Below are 13,395 nucleotides of genomic sequence, written 5' to 3' on the forward strand. Positions count from 1 at the left end.
CGCAGATCGACGCGTTCCTGTGCGCAGGATTACGGGCGTGTTCAGTCGAAAGCGCCAGGCCGTTGCGAGGTCATCATCATCGGTTTAAGGCGAATGCGGACCTTGATTTAAGTCATGCCATACGAACTCTGATCACCATAACTTGCAGGCCATACAGATATGGGCGCCCGAGCAATGCAGTTCAAAGTGAACATTAAATCGGATCCATGAAGGCGCTTAGTATAAGTCCTGGATTCGGTCGGAGGATCAGCGCTTCCACCGTTCAGCCTTGGTTTGTGGGCAGTATTGGAGAAGGTTCTGCACAATCCGTGCTGGCCATCCATTGCACAGCGGCGGCCAAATGGCCGCAACCCCAATGAGCGCGGGGGCATTACGCCGGGGCTAGAGGATCAGCCACTTGACGTCAGGGCAGTTGCCTACACTGATAACTCCTAAAACCTTCAATAAAATAATCTCTGGCTGGGACGTATCAGGCGGCAACTGTTTGCAGTAGAACACTCAAATAAAATCTGGATTTTATTTGCTGTAAGAAGTTTCCAGCTCATAAGTAGTTAGCAGCCATATATAAGCCGCTCTTTTTCAACAAGCTGAACACGCTTGTACAGGCGCACATTAAACCTACGCAAGATCGGCAACGCGTTACGTTGCCGACGTCGGTTTAGATCCTCACATCTGCGTGGGGAATCAGCGCATCTCGCTTCTGCTGGGCCCGGCGAGTGATCACCGAAAGCGTCACAGCCAATACACCGCACAGCGTAATGACGGTCGCCATCGGCACCGCCGTTCCGTCATGCAGTACGCCAACCAGTGCCGCCGCGCCCGCTGCGACACTGAACTGCAGGCAGCCCAACAACGCCGATGCGCTGCCCGCCCGTTTGCCCTGCCCGCTCATTGCGCACGCCGAAGCATTGGGGATGATGCAGCCGAGGCTGGCGATGTAGATGAACAGCGGAATCAGCAAAGGCCACAGCTTTTCGGTGTGCAGGGATGCAATGCTCAGCAGTACGACGGCGGCAGCGAGGTAAATCCAGACGGTCCGCGACAGCAGCCACGCCGGACCATAGCGGCCAACGAGGCGGGCGTTCACTTGAGCGATGAGGATGAAGCCTGCGGCATTGATACCGAACAACCAGCCGTAGTGTTCCGCAGGTACGCCGTAGAGCTTGATGAAAACGAAAGGTGAGCCTGCGATGTAGGAGAACATCCCGGCCATCGCAATTCCGCCAGTGAGCGCATGGCCCAGGAAGATCCGGTCACCCAGCAAATTCCAGTACGACCCTAGTGCGCCGGAGAGCGGCAGTCGCGGGTGCCCGGCCGGCATGCTTTCCGGCAGCCCTCTGAAGACAGCCACCGCTGTGAGTGCGCTGAACACCGTCAAGGTTAAAAAGATGGCCTGCCAGCCCACGACGTTGACCAACAGTCCACCCAGCATCGGGGCCAGAATCGGCGCCAGGCCCATGACCAGCATCAATTGCGAGAACACCTTGGCCGAGTCAACCGGCGAGCACTTGTCACTGACGATCGCCCGCGACAGCACCATGCCGGCACAACCGCCCAACGCCTGAACGAAGCGGGCCGCAATCAGCCACTCAAGCGAAGGCGCCAAGGCGCAAGCCAGTGATGCGAGGGTGAACAAGCCGACGCCAAACAGCAGCGGAATCCGGCGACCGAAACGATCGGCGATCGGGCCATAGGCAAGTTGGCCGATGCTCAGCCCGAGGAAATACGAGGCCAGCGTCAGCTGAACGTGTTTCTCGTCGGTGCCGAACGCCAGAGCGATAGCCGGGAAACCTGGCAGGTAAAAGTCGATGGCTAACGGGCCGAAGGCGCTGAGCGCGCCAAGGATCAGGATCGTTCTGAGGTTCATTAATCTTCCTAAACGGTTTTGCGCAGCGCGACAGTTTAACAACCTTGAATCTGCACGGCCCCCTCACAGGGCGATTACGCGCATTTTTTTCAGGGCCTCGCCTTCAGGCAAATACGCGGAACTTATCGCGCGTGACCGAGCATCGGTTAATGGATTTCCTACAGCGTTTTTACCAATAACTCACACAAGCGCTTCTAAACTTTTCTCAAGCAGTGAGGAATTCAAAATGAAAGCGCGTTGGGCTGTGCTGTGGTGCGTTGTACTCATCGCCGGATGTCAGTCTACTCACGACCAGTTGTTGGCCGAAGGTTACCCGCCGGCATTTGCTGATGGTTTTCAGGATGGCTGCGGAAGCGGCCGGCAGTCCATCGACGTTATAAAGGGGCAATTTAAAAAGGACGTCCCGCGTTACCTGCGTGACACCCTCTATGCCCAAGGCTGGTCAGACGGATTTCGCCAGTGCCAGGCACAACTGGCCAACCGCAATGTGCAGGATCAAGGCCGCGACAGCATCTGGAATGATCGCGACCGCGACTGGGAACACCGGCGGACCCAGGACGCCGCCAAAGCCTACCGTTCTCACTGAACTGCCTGACGTGGCGGGATGCGAGTGAAACTATCGAGGACCGGCAGTGGCCCAATGTGACTAAGCCATTAACTGGAGCCCCGTCATGAGTCGCGCCTTCGTCAACGAAGACAACGCCGCCGCGCAGGTTAGCCCGCCGATTGAACGGCAGATCAGCACCAACACCAATTACGTCACCCCGCGTGGTCTTGGCCAACTGCACGATCAGGTCGCGCGGCTTCAAGCGCAGTACAGCGAAGAGAACGCCCTGGGTGATGACGCTGACAAACAGCGCATGGCGGAAATCGAACGCGACCTGCGTTACTTCAACCAACGCCTGCAGAGCGCCCAGGTTGTCAGCACCACGGCCTCCCCCGACAGGGCTCAGATTGGCAGCTGGGTCGCCTTTGCCGACGAGGACAACGTTGAACAACGCGTGCAGCTGGTTGGCGAGGATCAGGCCGATGCCGGCAGTCAACTGATCAACTGGGCTTCACCGCTGGGCAAGGCATTGCTGGGTAGCCAGGTTGGGGACGAAGTGACGTGGAAGCGCCCGGTCGGTGACGTGGTGATCGAAGTCGTAGGAATCGAAGCCGGAGATTGAACACGCCAAGTGACAATTCGGCAGGCACAAAAAAACGGAGCTCGAAGGCTCCGTTTTTTTTGACACCAAACCCAATCAGGCCAGCTTTTTGTGACGCACGCGGTGCGGCTGAGCGGCTGCGTCGCCGAGACGCTTCTTGCGGTCGGCTTCGTACTCGGTGTAGTTGCCTTCGAAGAACACCGCTTGCGAATCGTCTTCGTACGCAAGGATGTGAGTCGCAACACGGTCAAGGAACCAACGATCGTGAGAGATCACAATGGCGGCGCCCGGGAAGTCCAGCAGGGCCTCTTCGAGGGAACGCAGTGTTTCTACGTCGAGGTCGTTTGACGGTTCGTCGAGCAGCAAGACGTTGCCACCCTCCTTCAACGTCAGCGCCAGGTGCAGACGGCCACGCTCACCGCCGGACAGATCCTTCACAAACTTCTGCTGGTCGCCGCCCTTGAAGTTGAAACGGCCGACATAGGTGCGCGAAGGGATTTCATAGTTGCCAATCTTGATTTGATCGGAGCCGTCGGAAATCTGCGCGAACACCGTCTTGCTGCCGTCCAGGTCATCGCGGCTCTGGTCAACGCAGGCCAGTTGTACGGTTTCGCCGACTTCAATGGAACCGGAGTCTGGTTGCTCCTTGCCCATCAGCATGCGGAACAGCGTCGACTTACCGGCACCGTTACCGCCGATTACACCAACAATGGCGCCTTTAGGCATGGAGAACGACAGGTTGTCGATCAGCACGCGATCGCCGTAGCCCTTGGTGACGTTTTTGAACTCAATGACCTTGTCGCCCAGACGCGGACCGGCCGGGATGTAGATCTCGTTGGTCTCGCTGCGCTTCTGGAATTCCTGCGACTGAAGCTCTTCGAAGCGCTGCAGACGGGCTTTGGATTTCGACTGACGGGCCTTGGCGCCTTTACGCACCCACTCGAGCTCTTCCTTCATGGCCTTTTCATGGGCCGACTGCTGCTTGGATTCGGCAGCCAGACGATCGGATTTGGCTTCAAGCCAGCCGGAATAGTTGCCTTCGTATGGAATGCCCGCGCCGCGGTCGAGTTCCAGAATCCAGCCTGCCACGTTGTCGAGGAAGTACCGGTCGTGCGTGATCGCAACCACGGTGCCCGGGAAATCGTGCAGGAAGTGCTCGAGCCAGGCGACAGAGTCGGCGTCCAGGTGGTTGGTCGGTTCGTCCAGCAGCAACATGTCGGGTGCCGACAGCAACAAGCGGCACAAGGCCACACGGCGCTTCTCACCACCGGACAGGTGTTCAACCTTGGCGTCCCAGGCCGGCAGACGCAGCGCATCGGCGGCAACTTCCAGCTGGCGCTCAAGATTGTGGCCATCGCTGGCTTGCAGGATCGACTCAAGCTTGGCCTGTTCGGCGGCCAGCTTGTCGAAATCCGCATCCGGCTCGGCATAGGCGGCATAGACTTCGTCCAGACGCGCTTGAGCGTCCTTGATCACGCTGACTGCTTCTTCAACCACTTCACGTACGGTTTTGGTCGGGTCGAGCTGCGGCTCCTGCGGCAGGTAGCCGATGTTCAGCTCAGGCATCGGGCGCGCTTCACCGTCAAACTCGGTGTCGACACCGGCCATGATTTTCAGCAGCGTGGATTTACCCGACCCGTTGAGGCCGAGGACGCCGATCTTGGCGCCGGGGAAAAACGAGAGTGAGATATTTTTCAGGATTTCCCGCTTCGGCGGAACAACTTTGCTCAGCCGATGCATGGTAAATACGTATTGAGCCATGGAATGAAAACCTGGAGTGGGACGGTGAATAAAGGCGCGCGCTTGGCGCTGCGTCGCGAAAAAATGCTTTTATCTTCGCGCTTCAACTTGCCCTGGCGCGATTTCAGGCCTTGAATTGATCAGAGCCGGACCGGCCTGGCAGGGACAACCTTCCGAGGACCGGTGATAAAGCTGGAGCAATGCTTGCAGTGTTATCGACCAGCAAGTGAGCCGTGCAGAAACCGGGCGCGTCGCGCGTGGCGCAAAGCTACCCGAATGCACGCAACAGGGCAAACCGTCCAGCCCATTAGCGCTGGCACTTAGCCACAGCTCGGTGGCATGCTAGCCGCCTTTTGCGCACCGGGCTTATAGTGCGTCACGCACATGCTGATTCAGTCCAGTAGTCAGGATCACAGTTTGTTCAAACCGACCCCCATCTCACCCCTGCGCCCGTCCGATAGCGCAACGACCGTGCCTTTAAGAGGCTCGCTCAGAGGTGCGCTCGCGGTGCTGGTCCTGATGATGTTGATGCTGCTTTTGTGGCAGATGATCGAGCAGTTCCAGCAGTCCCAGATTCGTCAGCACACGCGCAGCATTGATTACAGCGTGCAGTTGGCCGATCGGCTGAACCTGAACATGGCCCTGAACGCGCAAGTGGCCCTGAATGTGCTCGACGAAGCGCGCGACAACGTGCAATCCGCCGATGTTACAGCGGCCGCACTGGCCAGCCTGCGCCAATCCCTGCCGGCGCTGAAAAGCCTGGCCTGGCTCGATGGCAGCGGCAATGTCAGCGCCGACAGCGACGGCGAAGCCCGTGACGTCGGCTTTCTGACTCAGATCCACCCCGTTATCCAGGGCCATCCGTATTTTTATGCCAACGATCCGGGCGCCTCGACGTTCTATCTGTTCGTGCGCCAGCCAGGCACCGCCAATGATGGTTATTGGGCGCTGCGGCTTAAGCCCGACATTCTGAAATCCCTCACCCGTCAGAGCGATCTGGATTACCAGCCGGTGTGGCTACTGGAAGACATCGGCAACCACCGTCCCCTTTACAAAAACCTCCTCGATGCCAATCAGTCCGCGGACGGTCCGTTGCAGACCGTCCTGTTGCAACCGCTGGCCCACAGCGACTGGCAACTGCGTGGACTCTTCGATCCGCAGAAGGCGCGTCAGACGCTGCTCTTCCCGCTCATCGCCAAATGCCTGCTCGCCCTGCTCTGCTCTGTTATCCCGCTGTTTGCGTTGCGCAGCCTGCGCCGCCGCCAACTTCAGCTGCATGAAAGCCGTCGCCGCTACAAAGAGATTTTCGAAGGCACCGGCGTCGCGTTGTGCGTCCTGGACATGTCCGGCCTCCCGTCTTGCCTCAAGCCGCTTCAGATGAGCAGCGGCGAAGAACTGAAGGCGCGCCTGGCCGGTCACCCCGAGGAGATCGCCGGGCTGCTTCACCAACTGCGCATCACTGAGGTTAACGATGTCGCCGCTCAACTGTTGCGCGCCGAATCGGCACAGCATGTCTGGCAGCAACTGATCGAAGGTTGCCCCCGCGCCGGGGAGGGTATCGGCCTGCAAATATTGCAAGCCATCCTCGACGGTCAGCGCCAACTGGAGCTCGAAATGCGGATCACCGGCGCGCAAGGCGGCGATCAGTACCTGTGGCTGGTCATGCGTCTGCCGGAGCGATTTGAAGACTTCAGCGCCGTGATCCTCAGCATCAGCGATTTCACCAAACGCAAGCAGGCCGAGCTATCGCTGCAGGAGCGGGAGCGTTTTTGGTCAGATGTTGTGCGCACCGTTCCCGACCATTTGTATGTGCAGGATGTGGTCACCCGGCGAATGATTTACAGCAACCATCATCTCGGCCAGACGCTGGGTTACAGCCGCGCCGAGCTGGACGAGATGGGTGAATACTTCTGGGAGCGTCTGCTGCACCCGGACGATGTCAGCGCATACGAGCAATTACGCCGCGCGCATGACCAGCCGGGCAACAGCGAGACGGTCCAACGCCAGCTGCGGTTTCGCGACATACATGATGATTGGCGCCTGTTGGACATCCGCGAACAGGCGCTGGCCGCGGACAACGACGGCCAGGTCAGGCGCATCGTGGGCGTCGCCAAAGACATCACCGAGCAAGTGGGCGCCAGCCAGTCCCTGCGCGAGAGCGAACAGCGCTACCGCATGCTGGCGGAAAGCATCAGCGACGTGATTTTCTTCACCGATCGCCAGTTGAAGGCCAATTACATCAGCCCATCGGTCAATACGGTTTTGGGCCACAGCGCCGAGTGGATTCTGCAAAACGGCTGGAAGGGAATCATTGCCAACCCTCAGCAACTCAGCGGGTTCAACGCGCTGCTTCAGCGGATCGGTAAAGCGTTGAACAAACCCGAGGAGCTGGCGGATCTGCGCAGCGAAATCACCACCCGGCTTTTCCTGTTCGACTGCCTGCGCGCTGATGGCCGCAAGATTGCCGTGGAACTGCGCATGGTGCTGGTGTGGGATGAATCCGCGACGTTTAAAGGCGTTCTCGGCGTGGGACGTGATGTCAGTCAGCAGCGGCGCGCCGAAAAAGACCTGCGCATGGCGGCAACGGTATTTGAACACTCGACGTCGGCCATTCTGATCACTGACCCTGCGGGCTACATCGTGCAGGCGAACGACGCGTTCACTCGGGTCAGCGGGTACGCCGTGTCACAGGTACTGGATCAGTTGCCGATGATGCTGACGGTCGAGAATCAGCAGGACGCGCACTTGGGTTACATCCTCAAACAACTGAGCCAGCGTGGCAGTTGGGAGGGTGAGTTATGGCTTAAGCGGCGCGACGGCGAGCACTACCCGGCATGGGTCGGAATTACAGCGGTGCTCGATGATGAAGGCGACCTGGCCAGCTATGTGTGCTTCTTCAGCGACATCAGCGAGCGCAAGGCCAGCGAGCAGCGTATTCACCGGCTGGCTTATTACGACGCGCTGACCCACCTGCCCAACCGCACGCTGTTTCAGGACCGACTGCACAGCGCGCTGCTACACGCCGAGCGTCAACACGCCTGGGTCGTGTTGATGTTCCTTGACCTTGATCGCTTCAAGCCGATCAACGACTCGCTGGGCCACGCCGCTGGCGACCGAATGCTTCAGGAAATGGCGCTGCGTCTGCTCGGGTGCGTTGCCGAGGACGACACCGTTGCACGCATGGGTGGCGACGAGTTCACGCTGCTGCTGCAACCCGGTGCAACTCAACAGGCGGCGCTGAACCGGGCCATTCATGTAGCCGAACAGATTCTCGCCAGCCTGGTGAAGCCTTTCGTGCTGGAAGGACGCGAGTTTTTCGTCACAGCGAGTATCGGCATCGCGCTCAGCCCTCAGGACGGCAACGAACTGAGCCAGCTGATGAAAAACGCCGACACGGCGATGTATCACGCCAAAGAGCGCGGCAAGAACAACTTCCAGTTTTATCAAGCCGACATGAACGCCAGCGCCCTCGAACGTCTGGAGCTGGAGAGCGACCTGCGCCATGCCCTGGAGCAAGGCGAGTTCACGCTCTATTACCAGCCGCAGTTCAGTGGCGACGGCAAACGTCTGACCGGCGCCGAAGCGTTGCTGCGCTGGCGTCACCCGGGTCGTGGCCTGGTGCCGCCCGTGGAGTTCATCCCCGTGCTCGAAGAGCTTGGGCTGGTGGTCGAGGTCGGCGAATGGGTGCTCCAGGAGGCTTGCCGCCAGTTGCGCGAGTGGCACCTGACGAGGGTTCGTGTGCCCAAGGTGTCGGTCAACATTTCCGCTCGGCAGTTCTCGGACGGTCAGCTGGGCACGCGCATCGCCGCCATTCTTCAGGAGACCGGCCTGCCGCCCGCCTGCCTCGAACTGGAATTGACCGAAAGCATCCTGATGCGTGAAGTCAGCGAAGCGATGCAGATTCTGGCCGGGCTCAAGCGGCTGGGCCTGAGCATTGCGATCGATGACTTCGGTACCGGTTACTCGTCGCTCAATTACCTTAAGCAGTTCCCCATTGACGTGCTGAAGATAGACCGCACGTTTGTCGATGGTCTGCCGTCCGGGGAACAGGATGCGCAAATCGCCCGGGCGATCATCGCCATGGCTCACAGCCTGAATCTGGCGGTGATCGCCGAGGGCGTGGAAACCCACGAGCAGTTGGAGTTTTTGCGCGAGCACGGCTGTGACGAGGTCCAGGGCTACCTGTTCGGCCGCCCCATGCCGGCGACACGGTTCGAGGCGCAATTCAGCAACGACGCGCTGTTTATGCTGGACTGAAGAAGACACCAATCACCCGTGGTGAGCTGGATGCTGCGTCAGTCTGGATGAAACCCGCTTGTCCTGCACATGACCCGCTTTCATATGCCAGATAAAACCCGATGGGTTAGAATGCCCCCCTTTTCTACTGCCCGATCCCCGAGGACCGCCATGTTCAGCCGCAATTTGACCATCGCCAAGTACGACTCCGACCTGTACGCCGCCATGGAACAGGAAGCCAAGCGTCAGGAAGATCACATCGAGCTGATCGCCTCGGAGAACTACACCAGCCCTGCCGTCATGGAAGCCCAGGGCTCGGTCCTTACCAACAAATACGCTGAAGGCTATCCAGGCAAGCGTTACTACGGCGGCTGCGAATACGTTGACATCGTCGAGCAGCTGGCCATCGACCGCGCCAAGCAACTGTTTGGCGCCGATTACGCCAACGTCCAGCCACACGCAGGTTCCCAGGCCAACAGCGCGGTGTACCTGGCGTTGCTTAACGCTGGCGATACCATCCTGGGCATGAGCCTGGCCCACGGTGGTCACCTGACCCACGGCGCCAGCGTTTCTTCCTCGGGCAAACTGTACAACGCCGTTCAGTACGGCATCGACGGCAATGGCCTGATCGACTACGACGAAGTCGAGCGCCTGGCCGTTGAGCACAAGCCTAAGATGATCGTTGCCGGTTTCTCGGCCTACTCGCAGATCCTCGACTTCCCGCGTTTCCGCGCAATCGCTGACAAAGTGGGCGCTTACCTCTTCGTCGACATGGCTCACGTTGCCGGCCTCGTGGCTGCGGGCGTTTACCCGAACCCGGTTCCGTTCGCCGACGTCGTCACCACCACCACGCACAAAACCCTGCGCGGCCCACGCGGCGGCCTGATCCTGGCGCGCGCCAATGCCGAGATCGAGAAGAAGCTGAACTCCGCGGTTTTCCCGGGCGGTCAGGGCGGTCCTCTGGAACACGTCATCGCCGCCAAGGCGATCTGCTTCAAGGAAGCGCTGCAGCCTGAGTTCAAGACGTACCAGGAACAAGTGGTGAAAAACGCCAAGGCCATGGCCGGCGTGTTCATCGAGCGCGGCTTTGACGTCGTGTCCGGCGGTACCGAAAACCACCTGTTCCTGCTGTCGCTGATCAAGCAGGACATCTCCGGTAAAGATGCCGACGCAGCCTTGGGCAAAGCGTTCATCACCGTGAACAAAAACTCGGTACCGAACGATCCACGCTCCCCGTTCGTCACCTCCGGCCTGCGCTTCGGTACCCCGGCTGTGACCACTCGCGGCTTCAAGGAAGCAGAGTGCAAGGAGCTGGCCGGCTGGATCTGCGACATCCTGGCAGACCTGAACAACGAAGCGGTGATCAATGCCGTACGTGAGAAGGTCCAGGCCATCTGCGCCAAGCTGCCGGTTTACGGCGCTTGATAGCGGTTGCTTGATGTGAAAAGCCCGGCTTGTTAGCCGGGCTTTTTGTTGGGAGTTGCTATCCGGGCTGATGGTGGCCGAAGCCGAAGGGTTAAAGTCGTTGGAAAGTCAGGCTGGGAAATTCGATGCGCTAACGCGCGAGCACTGTCTACGGCCGCCCCATTTTCAGACGCAAGCAAATCAGGCCAAGTGCACCGAGAAGAACTAACGCTGAATAGAAGAAAAACTTGATCCAAAACCGAAAGTGCCGTGGGAGCTTCTGAAGTTTGTACGGGGGAATGACTTCCTGCTTTTTAAGTGCTCCCGGCATAATCAAAATCATGGTTATAAACGACTCGCGCATTCTTCGCCCCAGCCATGTGTCACCGTAATAGTCTGCATGCAGGCCGATCATTTCGACATCAGAAAGATAATCTTCAATGCGCTCCATGTATTTCAGGAAAAAGATATGAGACGACACTATATGAATTAAGGTTAAAACGAAATCCATAAACCCCAACCAGACAGCTACGTCGTAAGAGATCAGGGTGTCCATTCGTAGACCGTCTCGCCAAACGACTCACCGAGTATTTCGCCCAAGGCACCGCCCGCATAAGCGAAAGCCCCGCCAGCAATAATCCCGCAACCTAATGTAGCCAGCCCCAAAGTAGGCGCAGCAAACACTGCCACGCACACCGCCGATCCGGCTACTGCCCCTGCCTCCCCGCCGATAAAGCCGAACGCTACGCCCCCTACTAACTTTGATGCTTCAACATAATGAGCCCGTCGACATACTTCCTCTCGCCCGGTCGAGCAAGCTTCCTTAATCTCCAGCGCGGTTGATACGATATTCAACCCGATCCCAACCGCCGTCCCATGCTTCAACAACTTCGCCACCTTAGCGACTTTCGCAATTCGTGCGGCATACCCCTGTATCTCCCCGGTGCGCAGATAACTCTTGGTCGATAAACCCAGCATTTTTTTCAGTGGGCCCTTTTTATTCAAGCCAGTGCCCCATCGAGCAATGCCTTCCAGCTGCATATCAAGCCTGGCAAACAGCACACGCCGCTGGCCAATGAACTCCTGCCGGGCAATGGGCGTGCCGCGTGTCAGCGAAAGCTTGTACAGCCGCTCGATTTCTTCGAGGGTTTTCTGCGCGCCATTGAGGTGCTTGCTCCAACTGCCTGTAGCGGCGCCGATACCCAGCGACCCGTAACTGAGCATGCTCTGCATCAGGTCGTAGTTCTTGATCAGTTCGCTGCCCGAGCCACGAACCTGGCGATGGACGTTTCGCGCCAGTGCCATCAGCTCGGTTTCTTCTGCAGTGAGGCTGCCCATCGAACCGTCGCTGACAATCACCAACTGGCCCGGCATAACCACCACATTGCGAATGTGCGCATTCAGCACATCAAACTTTGCGCTACCGCCGACCCGAGCCTTGATCGTGAAGTAGGTTTGTATGCGGTCATTGATGAATACGTATGGCTTGGACATGAGGCTGCCCGTCCTTGCTTGAATTCAGGTCAGGCAAGCATAGGGACGTGGTTTGGGGTTTAGAAGTGTGGGGAGGGGGGGTGAAAGTACGATTCGGAACGGTCCTACGCAGGCGCAGTAGACGGTCTTACGGAACGTTCCGTAAAGGGTGCTGCTTGTTAACAGGAACACCCAAACGCAACGCTCAATCCGCTGAGACGCCGGCAAACCCCGCCCGGATTTTCTCCTCCGGCAGTTCATCGGCAATGAACACGATCACACTTTCGCGCTTTTCGCCTTCGGCCCACTCCACATCGAAATCGAATCCGTACAGCTTCAACACGCCCTGAAACACCAGTTTGCGATCTTCGCCGGCAATGTTCAGCACGCCTTTGTAGCGCAGCAGTTGCTTGCCGTGCTCTTCCAGCAGATCGTTCATGAAGGCGCTGAGCTTGTCGATATCCAGGGGTTGGTCAGTGCGCAGGACCAGACTGCTAATGCGGTCGATGGAGCGGCCTGCGGGTGCCGCCGGGCGCAGGGTCATCCCGCCGATGTCAGCGTTGAGGTTGAAGCCGCGTACATCCAGAAGTTCGGCGAGGTCGATCTTGCCGTGCTCGACCACACGGATCGGCGCGCGACGGTTGATGCGGGTCAAGCGCTCACTTAACGCTATGAAGGATGACTCATCCACCAGATCAGTCTTGCTCACCAGCAGACGATCTGCGAAGCCGATTTGCGCCTGGGCGATGGTTTGCTCCAGGTGCGTGTCGGCATGGGCCGCGTCCACCAGTGTGATGATACCGTCGAGAATGTAACGCTCGCGCAGCTCTTCGTCGATGAAGAAGGTCTGCGCCACCGGCGCGGGGTCTGCCAGGCCAGTGCACTCGATGACCAGGCGATCGAACGCAATCTCGCCACTGTCGAGGCGTTCGAGCAGCAGATACAGCGCCTTGGTCAGGTCGGTATGAATGGTGCAACAGACGCAGCCGTTGGACAGGGTCATGACCTGCACGGGCTCGTCGCCCAGCAACTGGGTGTCGACGCCGGCGTCGCTGAATTCGTTTTCGATTACCGCGATCTTCAAGCCGTGCTCTTCCTTGAGCAGATGACGCAGCAAGGTGGTTTTGCCGGCACCGAGAAAGCCGCTGAGGATCGTCACGGGAATAGGTGTGAACAAAAAAAGACCTCCATTCGCAGAAAAAAAAGGGAGTGGGCGTGCTGGTGATCCAGTGTGTCAGGTGCCGGAAAGGCGGCTGACATGCCGAACCACCAGCACGCTCACTCCTTGGGGCGCAGCCTCAGCGGACTAGCAGCACTTGGGCCCGCCCTTCCCGCCGTAACGCGCGTCCTGCCGTTCCCGGAAGAACGCTTCGTAGGACATCACCGGCTTGTCCGGGTGAGTCTTCTGCATATGCTCAACATAGTTGTCGTAGTCCGGCATACCCACCATGAGGCGAGCGGCCTGACCCAGATACTTACCCAGGCGACTCAGATCGTTGAACATACACAGCTCCTCGCGTTACCGCG

At 58.7% G+C, this 13,395-nt stretch carries 10 protein-coding genes; 4 read left to right on the forward strand and 6 right to left on the reverse strand.

The features are described from left to right. Nucleotides 1-658: 658 nt before the first annotated feature. Complete coding sequence (locus VF672_RS14510; RefSeq protein ID WP_331105269.1) at nt 659-1,867, reverse strand: Bcr/CflA family multidrug efflux MFS transporter; 1,209 nt, start codon at nt 1,865-1,867, stop codon at nt 659-661. Nucleotides 1,868-2,093: 226 nt separating this feature from the next. On the opposite strand from VF672_RS14510, the gene VF672_RS14515 reads away from it, so the two are divergent. Together VF672_RS14515 and VF672_RS14520 are read left to right on the forward strand one after the other, a co-directional pair. Next, nucleotides 2,094-2,453 (forward strand): hypothetical protein, encoded by a 360-nt coding sequence (locus VF672_RS14515; protein WP_331105270.1) that lies wholly within the window; start codon nt 2,094-2,096, stop codon nt 2,451-2,453. Nucleotides 2,454-2,538: 85 nt separating this feature from the next. Continuing rightward, nucleotides 2,539-3,036 carry a GreA/GreB family elongation factor gene (locus VF672_RS14520; protein WP_331105271.1) on the forward strand — a complete coding sequence of 166 codons (498 nt, stop codon included), beginning with the start codon at nt 2,539-2,541 and terminating at the stop codon, nt 3,034-3,036. Nucleotides 3,037-3,111: 75 nt separating this feature from the next. On the opposite strand, the gene ettA is transcribed toward VF672_RS14520, so the two are convergent. Then, the gene (gene ettA / locus VF672_RS14525; protein WP_065987538.1) at nt 3,112-4,776 is read right to left on the reverse strand and encodes an energy-dependent translational throttle protein EttA; all 1,665 of its coding nucleotides are present in this window, start codon (nt 4,774-4,776) and stop codon (nt 3,112-3,114) included. A gap of 414 nt (nt 4,777-5,190) precedes the next feature. Between ettA and VF672_RS14530 the strand changes: the two genes are divergently transcribed. After that, entirely contained in the window at nt 5,191-9,012 is a 3,822-nt protein-coding gene (locus VF672_RS14530; protein ID WP_414705611.1) for a sensor domain-containing protein, read from the forward strand. 150 nt (nt 9,013-9,162) lie between these two features. Beyond that, the gene (gene glyA, locus VF672_RS14535; protein WP_192132879.1) at nt 9,163-10,416 is read left to right on the forward strand and encodes a serine hydroxymethyltransferase; all 1,254 of its coding nucleotides are present in this window, start codon (nt 9,163-9,165) and stop codon (nt 10,414-10,416) included. Nucleotides 10,417-10,564: 148 nt separating this feature from the next. On the opposite strand, the gene VF672_RS14540 is transcribed toward glyA, so the two are convergent. From VF672_RS14540 to VF672_RS14555, 4 genes are all read right to left on the reverse strand, one after another. Then, complete coding sequence (locus VF672_RS14540) at nt 10,565-10,951, reverse strand: hypothetical protein (RefSeq protein WP_331105272.1); 387 nt, start codon at nt 10,949-10,951, stop codon at nt 10,565-10,567. Then, a complete protein-coding gene (locus VF672_RS14545) occupies nt 10,939-11,889 on the reverse strand; it encodes a hypothetical protein (protein ID WP_331105273.1) in 951 nt (316 codons plus the stop codon). Before VF672_RS14545 ends, VF672_RS14540 begins: the two co-directional genes overlap by 13 nt. Nucleotides 11,890-12,073: 184 nt before the next feature. Next, on the reverse strand, nt 12,074-13,045 hold the full coding sequence (yjiA, locus tag VF672_RS14550) for a GTPase (protein ID WP_331105274.1): 972 nt from the start codon (nt 13,043-13,045) through the stop codon (nt 12,074-12,076). A 129-nt stretch (nt 13,046-13,174) separates the two neighbouring features. Continuing rightward, a complete protein-coding gene (locus VF672_RS14555) occupies nt 13,175-13,372 on the reverse strand; it encodes a YbdD/YjiX family protein (protein ID WP_065987541.1) in 198 nt (65 codons plus the stop codon). Between the last annotated feature and the right edge of the window lie 23 nt (nt 13,373-13,395).

It is taken from the genome of Pseudomonas sp., from assembly GCF_036387035.1.
In the GTDB taxonomy this organism is placed as follows: Bacteria; Pseudomonadota; Gammaproteobacteria; order Pseudomonadales; family Pseudomonadaceae; genus Aquipseudomonas.

What these genes read in the sequence shown, in the direction of transcription:
- ettA (WP_065987538.1), bottom strand. Translation starts at nt 4,776, where the DNA reads ATGGCTCAATACGTATTTACCATGCATCGGCTGAGCAAAGTTGTTCCG.
- VF672_RS14555 (WP_065987541.1), bottom strand. Translation starts at nt 13,372, where the DNA reads ATGTTCAACGATCTGAGTCGCCTGGGTAAGTATCTGGGTCAGGCCGCT.
- glyA (WP_192132879.1), top strand. Translation starts at nt 9,163, where the DNA reads ATGTTCAGCCGCAATTTGACCATCGCCAAGTACGACTCCGACCTGTAC.
- VF672_RS14545 (WP_331105273.1), bottom strand. Translation starts at nt 11,889, where the DNA reads ATGTCCAAGCCATACGTATTCATCAATGACCGCATACAAACCTACTTC.
- VF672_RS14520 (WP_331105271.1), top strand. Translation starts at nt 2,539, where the DNA reads ATGAGTCGCGCCTTCGTCAACGAAGACAACGCCGCCGCGCAGGTTAGC.
- VF672_RS14515 (WP_331105270.1), top strand. Translation starts at nt 2,094, where the DNA reads ATGAAAGCGCGTTGGGCTGTGCTGTGGTGCGTTGTACTCATCGCCGGA.
- VF672_RS14510 (WP_331105269.1), bottom strand. Translation starts at nt 1,867, where the DNA reads ATGAACCTCAGAACGATCCTGATCCTTGGCGCGCTCAGCGCCTTCGGC.
- VF672_RS14540 (WP_331105272.1), bottom strand. Translation starts at nt 10,951, where the DNA reads ATGGACACCCTGATCTCTTACGACGTAGCTGTCTGGTTGGGGTTTATG.